15 protein-coding genes and 1 tRNA gene are annotated in these 15,485 nt (G+C 68.7%); 9 read left to right on the top strand and 7 right to left on the bottom strand.

What is annotated here, in order from left to right; translation table 11 throughout:
* The first annotated feature begins 134 nt into the window (after positions 1 to 134).
* The 5 genes from JK358_RS36600 to JK358_RS36585 all read left to right on the top strand — a co-directional run bounded on the left by JK358_RS36600 (position 135) and on the right by JK358_RS36585 (position 4,594).
* The gene (locus JK358_RS36600) at positions 135 to 995 is read left to right on the top strand and encodes a response regulator transcription factor (RefSeq protein WP_269811984.1); all 861 of its coding nucleotides are present in this window, start codon (positions 135 to 137) and stop codon (positions 993 to 995) included.
* 110 nt (positions 996 to 1,105) lie between these two features.
* Positions 1,106 to 2,083, top strand: a complete 978-nt coding sequence (locus JK358_RS36595; protein ID WP_201957939.1) for an alpha/beta hydrolase — start codon at positions 1,106 to 1,108, stop codon at positions 2,081 to 2,083.
* A 3-nt stretch (positions 2,084 to 2,086) separates the two neighbouring features.
* The gene (locus tag JK358_RS36590) at positions 2,087 to 2,446 is read left to right on the top strand and encodes a hypothetical protein (RefSeq protein ID WP_201957867.1); all 360 of its coding nucleotides are present in this window, start codon (positions 2,087 to 2,089) and stop codon (positions 2,444 to 2,446) included.
* Between the two features lie 767 nt (positions 2,447 to 3,213).
* A complete protein-coding gene (locus tag JK358_RS40230) occupies positions 3,214 to 3,342 on the top strand; it encodes a hypothetical protein (protein ID WP_269811983.1) in 129 nt (42 codons plus the stop codon).
* Between the two features lie 283 nt (positions 3,343 to 3,625).
* On the top strand, positions 3,626 to 4,594 hold the full coding sequence (locus tag JK358_RS36585; protein ID WP_232852514.1) for a zinc-binding alcohol dehydrogenase family protein: 969 nt from the start codon (positions 3,626 to 3,628) through the stop codon (positions 4,592 to 4,594).
* A 71-nt stretch (positions 4,595 to 4,665) separates the two neighbouring features.
* Here the strand turns inward: JK358_RS36585 and JK358_RS36580 are convergent.
* Positions 4,666 to 4,750 (bottom strand) — tRNA-Leu (locus tag JK358_RS36580).
* 183 nt (positions 4,751 to 4,933) lie between these two features.
* Here JK358_RS36580 and JK358_RS36575 point away from each other — a divergent pair.
* Entirely contained in the window at positions 4,934 to 6,139 is a 1,206-nt protein-coding gene (locus tag JK358_RS36575) for an FAD-dependent monooxygenase (protein ID WP_201957866.1), read from the top strand.
* Between the two features lie 65 nt (positions 6,140 to 6,204).
* Complete coding sequence (locus JK358_RS36570; protein ID WP_201957864.1) at positions 6,205 to 6,825, top strand: TetR/AcrR family transcriptional regulator; 621 nt, start codon at positions 6,205 to 6,207, stop codon at positions 6,823 to 6,825.
* Between the two features lie 51 nt (positions 6,826 to 6,876).
* Here the strand turns inward: JK358_RS36570 and erm are convergent, their stop codons facing one another.
* Positions 6,877 to 7,593: a 23S ribosomal RNA methyltransferase Erm gene (gene erm, locus JK358_RS36565; protein ID WP_232852529.1), complete on the bottom strand. Its 717-nt coding sequence runs from the start codon at positions 7,591 to 7,593 to the stop codon at positions 6,877 to 6,879.
* Positions 7,594 to 7,920: 327 nt separating this feature from the next.
* The gene (locus JK358_RS36560) at positions 7,921 to 8,400 is read right to left on the bottom strand and encodes a carboxymuconolactone decarboxylase family protein (RefSeq protein ID WP_201957860.1); all 480 of its coding nucleotides are present in this window, start codon (positions 8,398 to 8,400) and stop codon (positions 7,921 to 7,923) included.
* A 178-nt stretch (positions 8,401 to 8,578) separates the two neighbouring features.
* Between JK358_RS36560 and JK358_RS36555 the strand changes: the two genes are divergently transcribed.
* Positions 8,579 to 9,481 (top strand): enoyl-CoA hydratase/isomerase family protein, encoded by a 903-nt coding sequence (locus JK358_RS36555; protein WP_201957858.1) that lies wholly within the window; start codon positions 8,579 to 8,581, stop codon positions 9,479 to 9,481.
* A gap of 17 nt (positions 9,482 to 9,498) precedes the next feature.
* The gene (locus tag JK358_RS36550) at positions 9,499 to 10,089 is read left to right on the top strand and encodes a TetR/AcrR family transcriptional regulator (RefSeq protein WP_307817907.1); all 591 of its coding nucleotides are present in this window, start codon (positions 9,499 to 9,501) and stop codon (positions 10,087 to 10,089) included.
* Between the two features lie 31 nt (positions 10,090 to 10,120).
* Here JK358_RS36550 and JK358_RS36545 read toward each other — a convergent pair whose 3' ends face one another.
* The 4 genes from JK358_RS36545 to cobT form a co-directional block, all read right to left on the bottom strand.
* Positions 10,121 to 11,152, bottom strand: coding sequence for a TIGR03617 family F420-dependent LLM class oxidoreductase (locus tag JK358_RS36545; RefSeq protein WP_201957856.1), 1,032 nt, complete (start codon positions 11,150 to 11,152; stop codon positions 10,121 to 10,123).
* Entirely contained in the window at positions 11,149 to 12,372 is a 1,224-nt protein-coding gene (locus JK358_RS36540) for a cytochrome P450 (protein ID WP_232852527.1), read from the bottom strand. The genes JK358_RS36545 and JK358_RS36540 overlap by 4 nt, the downstream gene beginning before the upstream one ends.
* A gap of 203 nt (positions 12,373 to 12,575) precedes the next feature.
* Positions 12,576 to 13,322, bottom strand: a complete 747-nt coding sequence (locus JK358_RS36535; protein WP_201957851.1) for an adenosylcobinamide-GDP ribazoletransferase — start codon at positions 13,320 to 13,322, stop codon at positions 12,576 to 12,578.
* Between the two features lie 111 nt (positions 13,323 to 13,433).
* On the bottom strand, positions 13,434 to 15,434 hold the full coding sequence (gene cobT / locus JK358_RS36530) for a nicotinate-nucleotide--dimethylbenzimidazole phosphoribosyltransferase (protein WP_307817906.1): 2,001 nt from the start codon (positions 15,432 to 15,434) through the stop codon (positions 13,434 to 13,436).
* Between the last annotated feature and the right edge of the window lie 51 nt (positions 15,435 to 15,485).

Raw genomic sequence — 15,485 nt, 5'->3', positions numbered from 1 at the left:
ACCGCGCCACCGAGGGCATTAGGTCATCGGATCGGTCGGCCGAATGCTGTTTCCCCATTCGATGACCGATTGCAGCCGAACTACCTACATCTCGACCGATGCGGCGTTCGCAAGGGATTCATAGCGTCGTCTTCATGAAATCTTTCGACAACAATCGGATCCGGCCGCCGGCCACCACCCGGCCGCCGGAATCCGGTTCGCTCCGCTCCGCGCCCCGCCCACCCATGGCGTGGGCGGCGGCCGGTCCGCCGTCGCCGCACGGCATCCATCCACGCCCCGCTCCGCCCGTCCGGCCGGGGGGCGAACAGCCCGGGCGGCAGCGGGTGCTGCTGGCCGACGCCGAGCCGACGCGCCGGGAATCGATGGCGCGAACCCTGCGCGCGGCGGGTTTCGTGGTGCACACGGCCGCCGACGGTGCGGAGGCGCTGCGCGCGGTGACCGCCTATCACCCGACGGCCGCCATCCTGGATGTGGAGCTGCCGGTCCTCGACGGCGCGGCGGTCGTGATCGCCCTGCGCCAGACCGGCAACCGCATCCCGATCTGTACGGTCGGCCCGGCGGAGTCGGCCGAGCACGCGGTCGAGATGCTCGAGGCCGGCGCCGACGATCATGTGCTGCGCCCGGTCACCATGCCGGAGCTGGCTGTCCGGCTCAAGGCGTTGGTGCGGCGCGTCGAGAACGGAGCTCGCTCGGGGAGTCTGCTGCGCGTCGGAGAATTGGAGATCAATGTGCCCGGCCGCCGGGTTGCCTATGCGGGCGTGGAGATCACGCTCACCCGAACGGAATTCGATCTGCTCGTCCTGCTGGCCCGCGCCGTGGGCGTGGTGGTAACGCGCGAGCGTCTGCTCGAACAGGTGTGGGGCTACGACCTGAAAACCGGTTCCAGCGTTCTCGACGTATTCATTTGTTATCTCCGCCGCAAACTCGAGGCGGACGGCAGGCCCCGAATGCTGCACACCGTGCGCGGTGTCGGGTATGTCCTGCGCCCGTTCTGACCGTCGTGATTTCCCTTTCATCCGAACAATTCCCAGAGGAGTTCTCGATCGTGTTATCACATCCGATTCGCCCGGCCTCGGCGAGGCTGGCCGTGACCGCCGCGCTGTCGATGCTCGCGCCCTTCGCCGTGGCAGCCGGTCATCCGTCGGCGGCCGTCGACGCCTGGTCGGCCGGCACCGACCCGGCGATCGTGCGGGCCACCCCCGACGGCGATCGCCGCGTGCGGCTGCTGGTGCATTCCGCCGCCATGGCTGAGGACATCACCGTCGACGTGCAGCGCCCGGCCGATACCACGCGCCCCGCGCCCACGCTGTACCTGCTCAATGGCGCGGGTGGCGGTGAGGACGCCGCCACCTGGGAAGAGCAGACCGACGCGCTGGAGTTCCTGGCCGACAAGCACGTGAATGTCGTTGTCCCCGTGGGCGGCAAGTGGTCCTACTACACCGACTGGCGCAATGCGGACCCGGTGCTCGGCGTAAACAAGTGGCAGACCTTCCTCACTCGGGAACTGCCGCCGGTGATCGACCGAACCCTGCACGGCAACGGCGTCAACGCCATCGCCGGGTTGTCCGCCTCGGCGACTTCCGTTCTGCAACTGCCCATCTCGGCGCCCGGCCTCTATCGCGCTGCCGCGGCCTACAGCGGCTGCCCACAGATCAGCGACCCGATCGGGCGTGCTTTCGCGGTCACGGTGATCGGTTCGGGCGGCGGCACCGCCTCGAATATGTACGGGGAGGCAGGCGACCCGATGTGGGCGGCCAATGATCCCTATGTGCACGCGGATCAGCTGCGCGGCCTGAAGTTGTTCCTCTCCAGTGGAACCGGTGTGCCCGGCAGATACGACACGCTCGCGGATCCCAGGCTCGACCGCGAACTACTGACCCTGCTCGACCAGGAGGCGGTGGGCGGCACCCTCGAAGCCGCGGTCAACTGGTGCACCCACAACATGGCCGACCGGCTCGACGCGCTCGGCATCCCGGCGACCGTGGACTTCCAGCCCACCGGCACCCACTCGTGGGGGTACTGGCAGGACGAGCTGAAGAAGTCCTGGCCGGTACTGGCCGCCGGACTCGGGCTACCGGAGTAGTCCATGACGGTCACACTTCGAAAAACTGCCCGAATCGGTGTGCTCGCGACGCTCTTCGCGGGTCTGGCGCTCGGCGGCACCGCCGCCACGGCAGCGGCGCAACCGGTGGTGAACACCAGGCCCGACGGTGAGGTCGGAATCTCCGCTTCGCCCGGGCAGTGGTGGAAATGCGCCCTCTACCACGGATTGCCACCGCAGGTGACCGGGCTGCCGCCGGTGGTGAACTATCCATCCGGGCCGGCGGGCGAGCCCTACACCACTCCCGACGCCACCGCCCGATTCGCTTCGGGCACGGTCGTTCTCGTCGATTGCATCAGCACGGCGGCGCCCACCCTGTGGCTGCAACTCATCCGCACCGAATGAACGGAGAACCCCATGCTGTTGTTGCTGGCTGCCGTCACCTCGCCGCTGTGGCTACCGATCGCCCTCGTGGTGGCCCCGATCGTCGCGCTGGCGGGCGCGCTGCCCGGGTAATCCGATGAAGTGCCCGGATAGCCCGACGGAGTACCGAATCCGCCTGTCCTTCACGCGATCCGGTACGCATCGCGACTACCGCTGTTCCCGCGCCGACGCGGAGCGCTTCGTCGCCCGCTTCGGCGGCACGCCCGATCCTGTGGTGACCATCGCCCCGGGGCCCGCGCCGCATCTGCCACGGCTGCCCCGCGAACCACTCTGGGCATCCTGATCATGAAAGCCGACCGCGCGGACATCTTTCGATGCCCGCGCGGTCGGCGCTATCTATACGGCCGCTGAATCAGTACGGCTGAGTGAGCTGCTGGATCAGCAATGCGATGCCGCCGGCAGCCGCGGCGGCGGAACCCACCGCCGCCGAACCCATGACAGCCGAACCGATAGGACCGATGGAAGAACCCATATGCGTGATCACTCCTTGTGTGAATTGTTCTCGAACAATTCGACGCTAACCGGCCGGGGGTTCACGAGGCAACGATCTGAACTCGAATCTAATTGAAGGCCAATGTAATTGGAAGGTGTACTTGCCGGAGTCTTCGAACTGCCTTGCGTTACAGTTGTTTCGATGGATCATTGCCTGGATAGTTGTTAGTTTCGATGTTGTCGCCGAGAAGATATCCGGCGCACTGTAATTCACCCGATGATAGGAGAGCAACAGCATGCCTGGTTCGTCGATCGGATCCCTGGCCCTCGGTTCGGCCCTCGGTTCCGCCGCCTTGACCCTGGCGGACGTGGTCACCTCGATCCCCGCGAACATCGTCACGATGATGGGCCTCGGAGCCCACTGATCCGGCTCGCCCATTCGGCGACCGTTTCCATGGCCGCTCTCGGCGCCTATGGCTCTGCGACGGCCGCCGAATGCGGCGCATCGGCGTCCTCCCGGTCCGGGTTGTTACCCATGCGGCGACCGATAGCGACGGACCGACTGTGCCTATCGTTGATCGTGGACCCCGCGGATACCCGCGTCGTGGCGATCGTTCCACAACGAGAGGCGAGCACATGGTCGGTAGCAGGTCGATCCCGGCAGCGGTGCACGATGCGATTCCTGCGATTCCTGCGATTCCTGCGACCATGCGGGCAGTGGTGCTGGACGCCCCGGGGCCACCCGAGGCACTGCTGATCCGCGAACTGCCGGTGCCGCGTCCCACGGTCGGCCAGGTGCTCATTAGCGTCGGGGCGTTCGGGCTGAACCGCTCCGAATTGCATACCCGGCTCGGTCTGGCCGAAGGTGTCACCTTCCCTCGCGTTCCGGGTATCGAGGCAGTCGGCATCGTAGTCGACTGTCCTGGAGGTGAGTTGGCTCCCGGGACCCAGGTCGCCACCATGATGGGCGGCATGGGCCGCACCTTCGACGGCGGTTACGCGCAGTACACGTGCGTGCCAGTGGCACAGGCGATTTCGTTCCGCAGCGAACTGCCCTGGGCGACCCTGGGGGCGATCCCGGAAATGCTGCAGACCGCCTACGGCTCGCTCACCATCGGACTCGACGCGCGAGCGGGGCAGAGTCTGCTCATCCGCGGCGGCTCATCCTCGGTAGGTATGGCAGCCGCACTGCTGGCCCGGCGTCTCGGCATGACGGTGCTGTCCACCACCCGCACACCGACCAAGACCGAGGCCCTGCACGCAGTCGGTGTGCACCATGTGCTCATCGACGACGGATCGGTAGCCGAGCGGGTCCGCGAGCTGGTGCCGGAGGGAGTGGATAGTGCCCTCGAGCTGATCGGCACGCCGACCCTACCGGATACGCTGCGCGCCACCAGAATTCACGGCACGGTGTGCTTCACCGGCATGCTGTCCGGGCAATGGGTGGTAAAGGACTTCTACCCGATCGCCTACCTGCCACGCGGCGTGCGCCTCACCTCGTACCATGGAGAGTCCGCTGATCTGCCATCGGCGCTCCTCCAGGAATTCATCGACGCGGTCGCAGCCGGCGAAGTCAGCGTTCCCATCGACCGGATCTACCGCATCGACGCGATTCAGGAAGCGCACGCATTTCTCGAATCCGGACGGGCCGCGGGCAAACTCGTCGTCACAGTGTGACCGCGCCACGCACGACACACGGGTGGTCGCGGCTGAAACTCCTCCACGACCACCCGTGTGCGTAATGCCTGTGTCCGGAGGGGGACTTGAACCCCCACGCCCTAATACGGGCACTAGCACCTCAAGCTAGCGCGTCTGCCATTCCGCCACCCGGACCGGTGTTGCTAGGCAACCTTATTCGATAAAGGCGGGTTTATTGCAAACGTGCAGGACAGCGCGCTTGAAACACTAGTTACGGCTGCGTAGTTACGGTAGCGTACGGGGAGTTGGCGTTGGTTCGTCCCGGGAGAGGGCATCATGGTTCGATCGCTTCACCGTCGTACATCCGGAGATCCCTGCGTGGTGGTGGGGGCAGGGCCGGTCGGGCTTGCCGCGGCGGTCGCGCTGGCGCGGCGGGGGTTGCCTGTGCTGGTGCTGGAAAAGGAACCGCGGGAACGGGTTCGGGCGGGGAGCCGGGCCATTGTGCTCATGTATCCGACGTTGCGGCGGCTGGATCGGGTGGTGCCGGGGCTGGGGCGGGCGGTGTCGGAGGACGGGATCGGGGTTCGGGGGTATGACGCGTTCTATAACGGGCGCAGGGTTTTTCGACATCGGGTGGGGCAGGGGGCGGGGCGGGTGCTGCGCAGTGATCTGATGGCGACGAGCCTGCCGCAGCGGGTCACCGAGCAGCACCTGTACGACGCCTGTGTGCGGGAAGGGGTGCGATTCCGGTGGGGGGCAGGGGTTTCGGAGGTGCGGAGTCGGACCGATGGGGTGGAGGTCGAGCTCGAAACCGGGGAAATCCTCTGCGCCGCTTATGTTGTCGGCGCGGATGGGGCGCGGTCGATGGTGCGGCGGGGCATCGGCGTCGGGATGACGGGGCATACCGACGACACGCCGTTCATCATCGTGGATGTCCGGGAACTGCCGGCTGGGTCCACGCCTCTCGCGCCCGCGCATTTCAGGTATCGCGAACCGCGGTTGGGCGGGCGCAATGTCATGCACATGCCGTTTCGGGGCGGCATGCGAATCGACCTGCAGTGCAACGCCACCGACGACGCCGAGTATCTGGCCACACCGGACGGCATCCGCGAATGGACGTCCAGGGTCGTCGATCCCTGGTACGGCGAGCATGTCACCTGGGTGTCGACCTACCGATTCCATCAGGTGGTCGCTGACTCCTACACCGACGAGCATCGGCGGGTGCTGCTCGCGGGGGAAGCCGCGCACCTGTTCGCGCCCTGGGGCGGAAGGGGTTTGAACTCCGGGGTCATCGACGCCACCGACGCTGCCGACGCCATCGCCACGGCGCTCACCGCCCCCGATGCCGCGGCGGCCAGGTATGCGATCGAACGGTGCGCGGTCATTCGGCGGCGATGGGGCCTGCACAACCGCGACATCTCCTCGCGCGCACTGCGCATCATGCGCGCCACCACCCCGGCCATGCGCACCGGCCGGGATCTCGCCGCCCGTGTGGCCCCGATCTGCTGGCCCGCCGGCGCCTGGCTCGCCAACGGGCCGTTGCAGATCACCCCGCCCCGGCTCGGCTCGCTCGACGTGTACTGAGGAGCCACGCCCGTTCGACGGCGGTGGCCGGGATCCGGCCGTGCGCACTGCCGTAGCGTGTGACCGTGCCGAATGCCCGCCCCCGCCAACCTCGGATGGATCTGGAAGTCCGTCGCGAACAGGTGCTCGACGCCGCCCTGCGCCTGGTGGTGCGGGAGGGCTATGCCGCCACCACCATGGAGGCCGTCGCGCGGGCGGCGGAGTTGGCGAAACCCCGGGTGTACGCGGCGTATCCGGGGCGCGGGCCGCTACTGGTGGCGTTGCTCGAACGCGAACAGCAGCGGATGCTCGAACAGCTCGATATCGCCATGCCGCCCGCGGTGGAACGGGCCGGATTCACCGACACCCTGGCTCGGGCTGCCGCGAATCTGCTGGAGGCGGTGGCCGCGCATCCGGATTCGGCGCGGCTGCTGATCACACCCGCCGCCGACGCACCGGTGGAGGTTCGCGAATACACCTCGCGGACACGAGAATTCGCGCTCGCGAACCTGCGCGGGCTGATCGAGTGGGCGGCGGACCGGGCCGACGGGCCGGGCTCGCTGGATCCGGAGATCCTGGCGGTGTCGCTGCTGGCCGTCGGCGAGCAGCTCGTGCGCCTGGCACTCGCGGATCCGGAGGAGTACCCGGCCGACCGGTTGATCGGATTCGTCCAGCAGGCGATCACCCGGCTCGCCCCCGCCGAATGACCGACCCTGCACACAAGTCCACTCGCGCGGGGGCTCTCCACCGGCCTGGGTTCAGCGCTGCCCGGCCAGTGCCTCGTACACCGTGATCCACTGATCCGGATGCACATGGCAGACAAGGGTTCCCGGGCTGATGCCCGCCCTCGCCAGTGCGGCGTCCACGCCCCGGTACCGGGTGCGCAATGATGCGTCGACCGAGCCGCCCACGCCGGAGAAGCCCAGGTCCACCAGTTCCGTATAGGCCCGCCGGTCCTGGACCAGTGGCTCGGGCCTGCGGGTGATCCGCAGGATCGCCGAATCCACCGACGGGACCGGCCGGAAGCTGTTCCGGGCGATCTGCCCGGCCAGGCTCCAGTGCTGCCACGGCCAGCTCGCGGCCGTCACCAGGCTCCAGCGACCGTAGTCGCCGGTGCGTTTACGGGCGTATTCGAGTTGGGTGACCAGGGTCGCCGAGGTGAGGGCGGGGGCGGTGAGGCACCAGTCCACGATCCGCGCGGTGACGGAGAAGGGGATGTTGCCGACCACCGCGAAGGGTTCGCGCGGTGGTTTCGCCTTCAGGAAATCGCCTCGTACCACACGGATTCCGGGGAGATCACGGGTGCGGGCGGTCAGTTTCCCCGCCACCAGCGGGTCGATCTCGTAGGCCGACACCCGAGCCCCGCGGCCGGCGAGCGCGCGGGTGAGCGCGCCCTGTCCCGCACCGGGTTCGAGTACCTGATCCACGGGTCCGGCCGCCGCGACTATGCGTTCGATGGCCTGCTGGTCCACCAGAAAGTTCTGCGAGAGAACACGTCTGGCCTGATCACGTGGCGTCCGGCCGCCACTCGCCTTGACCTTGTTCTGGGTATGCGAGTAGTTCCGGTACGCCGAATCCTGCGCTAGAAATTTCGCCACAGCGGTTGCCCTTCCGGGTCTTCGAGAATGAACAGGTCTCGAAGGGCCCTGGGCGCGCCTGCGGACGCGAATGAAGCTGTCGGCTGCGTCCGCTAGCGGGCCAGAGCCCGATCACTGCGCACGCGCACGAACATGAAACAGGTACACGACATGCGGCCCACTCTAGAAATGACGCCGCCTGCGTCGCAACGTATTTACCGGTGGCTACAGCTGGTCGAGCATGCCGGGCTGGTAGCTCCCGGCCAGGGTGCGGACGATGACATTGAGCCGGTTGAACGCGTTGATCATGGCGATGGCGGTGACCAGCGCGGCCAGTTGCTCCTCGTCGAAGTGCTTGCGGGCCTGCTCCCAGGTCTCGTCGCTGACACCGTGCTGGGCGTCCGCGATCCGGGTGCCCTCCTCGGCGAGGGCGAGCGCGGCCCGCTCGGCCTCGGTGAACACGGTGGCCTCACGCCACGCGGCCACCAGGTTCAGGCGCACCGAGTCCTCGCCCGCGGCCTGCGCGTCCTTGGAGTGCATATCGGTGCAGAAGCCGCAGCCGTTGATCTGGCTGGCGCGGAGTTCCACCAGTTGCAGGATGGTCTGCGGTACGGCGGAGTCGTGAATCACCTTGCCCACGGCGATGATTCGCTTGAACGCCTTGCCGCCGAAATCGGTGGTCATGAGGTTGATACGGGATTCCATTGTGCTGTCCTCGGTTTCGAGTTCTGCCGTCGTGACGGCCGGACACGCATAGGACACCGGCCGGGCTCGGGTTGTGACAGGCGAGCGGAGTTTCGGTGGATCAACTCGCATCTATTACTGTTACAGTCTGCTACGTAATTAATTTATTGCCTGGTAGGGCACCATGAGAGGGACACGCATGAAGGTCACCGACGTCGAGCGGGGTGGACGGGCGAGCGGCGTCACAGCCCGCGTCGAAGGCGGCGTCGCCGTCCTGACATTGGATCGGCCGCAACGCCGCAACGCCTTCACCCGCGAGATGGGCCGCGCGCTGAGCACCCACTACCGCGCCTGCGACGCCGACGACACGATACGCGCCATCGTGCTGACCGGAACCCCACCGGCCTTCTGCGCGGGCGCCGACCTCTCCGGCGGCGACCGGACCTTCGACTCCCCCACCGCACCGGATTTCACCGCCACACCGGTCACACCCGCGGCCTTCGACCTGAGCAAACCGGTGATCGCGGCGGTCAACGGTCACGCGGTCGGAATCGGCCTCACCCTGGCCCTGCAGGCCGACATCCGCATCATGGCCGCCGACGCGACATACGCGGTCCCCCAGGTCCGTTTCGGCCTCGTCCCCGACGCCATGGCGCACTGGACCCTGCCCCGGCTGGCGGGCTGGTCGGCAGCCGCCGAGATCCTCCTGACCGGGCGAAAATTCAACGGCGACAGAGCGGTTCAGCTCGGACTCGCGAGCAGCGCACTGCCGGCCGAGCAGGTGCTGCCCGCAGCCCTGGAGATCGCGCACGATATCGCCGACAATGTGGCCCCGGCATCGGCGGCACTGTGCAAACAACTGCTATGGGCCACGGCCCGCGACAACCTGGACCCCGAGCAGGTCGCCGCCGCGGAAACCCGCCTGCACCACCGACTCATGGGCAGCCCCGATGCCATCGAAGGCATCCGAGCGCTGCGCGAAGGCCGACAGCCGCACTGGTCCGCGCGCGTATCCGACTACCGGGACACAACCCCTGCCGCCGCAGCGGCACCGGAAGCCACCGGCAGGCGGCCTACCAGCACGCCAGGGCGAAATCCGTGACGCCGTACCATGCACTCGTGACCGCCGAAACTCGCCCGCGGCCGGGCCGCCCCCGCGACAGCGACAAGGACCTCGCGGTGCTCGTCGCGGCACGGCAACTGCTGGCCGAGGAGGGGTACGGGAAGACCACGGTGGTGGCCATCGCGCGCCGAGCCGGGGTCAACAGTCCAGCGATCTATCGACGGTGGCCGACGCGGGAGGCGCTGCTCGAAGAGGCGGTGCACGGGCCGGGGCGGTACGAACTGCCCCAGCCGACCGGGGATCTGCGGGCGGATCTGCGCACCTGGGTGCAGATCTTCCTGGCCCGAGCGGCCAGTCCGGCAGCGCGGGCGGGAGTGCCCGGGCTGCTGGCGGATTCGCAGACCGAGGAGGCCAGGCAGCGGCTGCTCGCCATCGGCGCGCCGGTGCGCGAGGCCTTCGCCGCCATGCTGGACCGGGCCGCCGCGGGCGGCGCGATCCCGCACGCGGTCGACCCCGAGGTCATGTTCGAAATACTCTCCGGCACAACCACCTTTCACGCGCTCGCGCGGGGCGGGAACGATCAGGGCGAATTCGCGGATCGGCTGGCGGACGCGCTCTACGCGATGGCCGTGCACCCCGTGGCGTGAAGGCCGAGCCGAGGTAGTGCACCGAAAGAGTTCAGGTGCCGCGGCTTTCGTCGTTCCCACCGCGCAGCGCCGTGATGAGATCCGCTATGTGCCTGTCCTGCACGGTATATCCGGGGAAGTAGCAGCACACCCGGTCCGCGTAGCCGCCGAAGCGGTCGAGAATGGCTGCGGCACAGTGCTCGGGCGTCCCGTGCACAGCCAGCGTGGCCACCATCGAGTCGTCGATGAGATCCGTCATCGCCGGGTACTCGCCGCGTTTGGACAGGGCATTGAGTTCCGGTTGCAGGTCCGCCCAGCCCTCGACCTCCAGGACCGGGCGGTAGGCGGGGGTGGAACCGTAGAAGGCCAGCATGCCCCGGACACCGCGCGCGGCCTCGGCCAGTTCGTCGGGCGTCCGGCCCACGCCGACAATGACCTGCGGGTAGAGCCGCAGATCGGCGGGTTTGCGTCCGGCCCTGGACAAGCCCTCCTCGACGGCCGCGAGGGTGCGCTCACGAAAGTGCTTGGCGCTGTTGAACGGCATCACCAGCAGCCCGTCCGCGACCTCCGCCGCGGCGCGGGTCATGCGCGGCCCCAGGGCTCCCAGGCAGATCTCCGGCGGGCCATAGGGATTCGGCCCGGGGCTGAAGGTCGGAGGCATCAGGGTGTGCGAGCTGAACCGGCCTTGAAACCGCAACGGCGCGCGGCCCTCCCAGCTGTCGAAGATCGCTTTGACGGCCTGCACGGTCTCCCGCATGCGGGCCACCGGCTCGGACCAGGTTGCGCCGTACCGCTTTTCGATATGGGCGCGCACCTGTGATCCCAGCCCGAGCCGGAACCGGCCGCCACTGAGCGTCTGGAGGTCGTAGGCCAGGTGCGCCAGGTGTACGGGGCTACGCGGCAGCGCCACAGCGATATTCGTCATGAGATCGGCCGGCACGGCCTGCGCCGCCAGGGCCAGGGGCAGGAACACATCGTTCGGCCCTTCGAAGGTGAACAACCCGTCCGCGCCCAGCGCCACCAGTTCCCGCGCTCGCGCGGCCGTGTCCACGAGCGGCCCGTCCAGCCGCAGATCGACCTTCATCGGCCGATTGTCCCTTCGCGCACCGGGCATTGCGCCGCGGTTCGGTAATCCACCCGGAATTCCTTGATGCCATTGAGCCAGCCCGAGCGCAACCGGCGCGGCTCACCGAGCGCCGTGAGGTCGGGCAGGTGATCGGCGATGGCGTTGAAGATCAGATCGACCTCGAGCCGGGCCAGATTCGCGCCCACGCAGAAGTGCGCGCCGGTGCCGCCGAAGGACAGGTGCGGGTTGGGGTCCCGGCGGATATCGAAGGTCTGCGGGTGGTCGAAGACCTCCTCGTCGAAGTTCGCGGAACGGTACATGAGCACCACCCGCTGCCCCTTCGCGATCCGCACCCCGCCGAGTTCGGTGTCCACGAGCGCGGTGCGCTGGAAGGCGGTCACCGGCGTCGCCCACCGGATGATCTCGTCGGCCGCGGTAGCGGGCCGCTCGCGCTTGAAAAGCTCCCACTGGTCCGGGTGTTCGAGGAAGGCGAGCATTCCGTGGGTGATGGCGTTGCGCGTGGTCTCGTTGCCCGCGACGGCCAGCAGGATCACGAAGAATCCGAACTCCTCGGAGCTCAACGCCTCGCCGTCCACATCGGCGTTGACCAGTTCGGTGACGATATCCGTTGCGGGACAGGCTTTCCGCTCCTCGGCCAGCCGCCAGGCGTACCCGAGCATCTCGGTGGCGGCCGCGACCGGATCGACGTGCGCGTACTCCGGATCGTCGTATCCGGTCATCTCATTGGACCACCGGAACACCTCGGCCCGATCCGACTGCGGCACCCCGATCAGCTCCGCGATGGCCTGTAGCGGCAGCTCGCACGCCACCTGGGTGACGAAATCCCCGGTCCCGGCCCGCGCCGCGGCCTCGACGATCAGCTTCGCGCGGGCGGAAAGCTCTGCCCGCAAGCCATTGACCACGCGCGGCGTGAAACCCTTCGAGATGAGCCGCCGCATCCGCGTATGCTCCGGCGCATCCATATTGATCAGCGAAAATCGCTGCAGTTCAACCTGTTCCCGGGAAATATCGTCCTGATACCGGGGAATGGCGGTGTTCGCGAAACTGGAGAATTCCGCACTGCGCCGCGAAACCTCCTTCACATCGGCATGTTTGCTGACCACCCAGAACCCGTCGTCCGGAAATCCCCCCACCTCCGGCGACTGCGGATTCCACCACACCGGCGCCACGGCCCGCAGCTCCGCGAGTTCGGCCACCGGCACCCGCCGTGCCCACATCTCCGGATCCGTCGCGTCGAACCCCTCCGGCAGCACGGGCCGAGCCTCGCGAGCGTTGACCACCGATCCTCCTCGACACCACCGCATAGGTATTTACCTGCGGATAAATACGTAACATACTATTGCGTAATAGAATACAGAGGAGGCTGTTCCCGCGTGGGCACGAATCGAACGAACGGCCTACCGCTCAGCCGCGCGCCGGCTCACAACGCGAAGGTGAACACCGCCGCCACCACCGCGGTCGCCAATTCCACCACGGCACCCAGCACATCACCGTTGAGGCCACCGAACCGGCGCACACAGTGCCGTACCAGCCGCGCGGACACGGCCAAGGCCCCCACGACGGCAATCGGCCCCAACCACCAGTGACCGGTTGCGAAAACCGCTGCGACCAAGGCGATCCCGCCCCAGCCGTACCCCGCCACCGGCGATTGGGTGCCCGCGACGAGCGCGCCGAACCCCGCGCCGGGCGCGGCTTCGATCCCCCGACGGCAGGCCAGCACCACCGCGATCCGCCCCGCCACAACGGCGAGAACGACCGCGAGCCAATGTCCGGCCCCCGCCAGCGCGGCGAACGAAATCGCCTGCACCGCAATCGCGAACACCAGCGCCGCCACCCCGAACGGCCCGGCCCCACCGCTCTTCATGATCTCGCGGGCCCGCTCCGGCGGACCGTAGCTGCCCAGCCCGTCCATGGTGTCGGCGAGCCCGTCGATATGCATTCCCCGCGTGATCAACGCCAGCCCCGCCACCGCCACGAACCCGGCCAGCAGCCAGGAAGCGCCCAGCGCGCCGAGGGCCCACAGCAGTCCGGCCGCCCCGGCACCGACAAGCGCGCCGACCACGGGAGCCCAGGCGATCGCCCGACCGGCCGACCCGCGATCCACCTGCTCCGGACCCCGCACCGGCAGCACCGTCAGCCACGAGAGCGCCAGCCGCAAGCCGTTCACGAGCGGTCACCGGCACCGTGCGGTCGGGGCCCGGCGGCGGCCCGGCCGAATGCAGGGCGCACCGACGACGCGCGGCGCCGGACACCGGGGTCGGCTGCCTCCGGAAAGAGGTCAGGCACTGGCGGTTTCGGTGGCGTCGGCGGTGCTGACCCCGGCTTCGGCGAAGGTCGCCATCTCGGCGAGGGTGGCGACGGCGGCACGGAGCACCGGCAGTGCGGTGAGCGCGCCGGAGCCTTCGCCGAGGCGCATGGTCATATCGAGCAGGGGTTCCAGTTGGAGGCGCTCGAGGGCGATCTTGTGGGACGGTTCGCTGGAGCGATGGCCGGCGACCCACCAGGCGCGTGCGCCGGGGGCCAGCTGATCGGCGACCAGGGCGGCCGCGGTGACCACGACGCCGTCCAGGATCACCGGCGTGCGACGGGTAGCGGCCTGGGCGAGGAAGCCCGCCATGGCGGCGAGATCCGCACCGGATGCGGTGCGCAGCAGAGCAACCGGATCCCGCAGCACGGGACGGGCCCGCCACATCGCGTCCCGGATGGCAGCCGTCTTGCGAATCCAGCCCGCGTCGTCGACCCCGGTGCCGCGGCCGACCGCGATCACCGGTTCCGTATCGGTCAGACCGGCGATGAGCACCGTGGCCGGGGTGGTGTTGCCGATCCCCATATCCCCGGCGACGAGAAGGTCCGCGCCCGAATCGATTTCCTGATCGGCGATGGCGACACCGGCCGCCAGCGATGCCTGCACCTCCTCCTCGGTCAGCGCGTCCTCGCGATCGATGGACCCACTGGAGCGCCGCACCTTGAACCGCGAGATCTCCGGCGCGGTATCCGCGTCGACGGCGATGTCCTCCACCCGCACGGTCGCATCCGCCAGCCGCGCAAGCACATTCACCGCCGCGCCGCCGCTGCGGAAGTTGGCGACCATCTGCGCGGTCACCTCGCTCGGGTAGGCCGACACCCCGTGCCGAGCCACCCCGTGATCCCCCGCGAACACCACCACGCGCGCCCGCTCGAACTGCTTGGGCGGGCACTGCCCCTGGCACGCCGCCACCCAATTCCCCAGCGCCTCCAGCCGTCCCAGCGCACCCGCGGGCTTGGTCAGCCGCGTCTGCCGCTCCTCCGCGGCCGCCCGCACCCCGATATCCGGCCCGGCCACCGGCCCGAACTCCACCGGCCGCGCCAACACCTTCCGCAGCTCCGGACCCGAATCCGCCACCGCCGCAGCCGCACTCACACCGTTCACCAGCTCGGCACCGGCCACGGCATCGGCCCCGCCGAGCGACACGGACGCCCCGGCAGCGGTCTCCGCCGAACCAGGTGCATCCGTCGACGTGCCCGAGAGACTCTGGGCCGCAACGCTGTCTGCGGACGTGCCCGCGACGGCCGTGGCCGACCCGGTGAGCGCGGCGGCTATACCGATGGCATGCGCCGAGTTCGACAACGCGGCGGCTGTGCCGATGGCCTCCGCCGAGTTCGACAACGCGGCGGCCGAGGCGGTGGCGCGATCGGGCTTCACGCGGATGGGCTGCCCGGCGACGAGCAGGTACACCTCGTCGCACACCTGGGCCAGGCGCTGGTTCAGGCTGCCGAGTTCGTCGCGGAACAGGCGGCCGGAGCGGGTCGCGGGGATGACCCCGAGACCGACCTCGGGGCTCACGATCACCAGGCGGTCCTGGTAGGCGGCCACCGCGCCGACCAGCGCGTCCAGGTCGGGGGCGACGGCGCCGCGCGGGGATTCCCACGCCGCACGGGCATCGATGCGGGCCGTGAGCCAGGTGCCGAGGTCGTCGATCAGGGTCGCGGGAGCGGCCGTGGCCTCCCCGTCGGCGAAGGTCGCGTTGGCCGGAACTGCCGCGTCATCCCCTGCGGCGGCTGCAGCCAGGGCCGCCACCGCATCACCTTCGATGACGGTCCAGTTGGCGGGCCGCCGGGCCTGATGCGCCGCAATGCGTTCGGCGAAATCGTCGTCGGCCGGGTCCGGAACGGCGGTAGCGACGTATCGCACCGCCTCGGAGGCAACCAGCTGTTCCGCGAAAGCCGACTTCCCGGACCGGGCTCCACCGAGCACCAGCGTCCGCAGCGGCCGATCGGATGTTTGAGCAGTGTGCGACACGTCAGCACGGTATCAACCGCGCGCCCGCAGCAGCCGACAGGCACGACTCTC

This window comes from Nocardia acididurans (assembly GCF_016741815.1).
In the GTDB taxonomy this organism is placed as follows: domain Bacteria; phylum Actinomycetota; class Actinomycetes; order Mycobacteriales; family Mycobacteriaceae; genus Nocardia; species Nocardia acididurans.
Note: the sequence above shows the minus strand (reverse complement) of the source record. Positions and strands in the feature narration are given on the sequence as shown.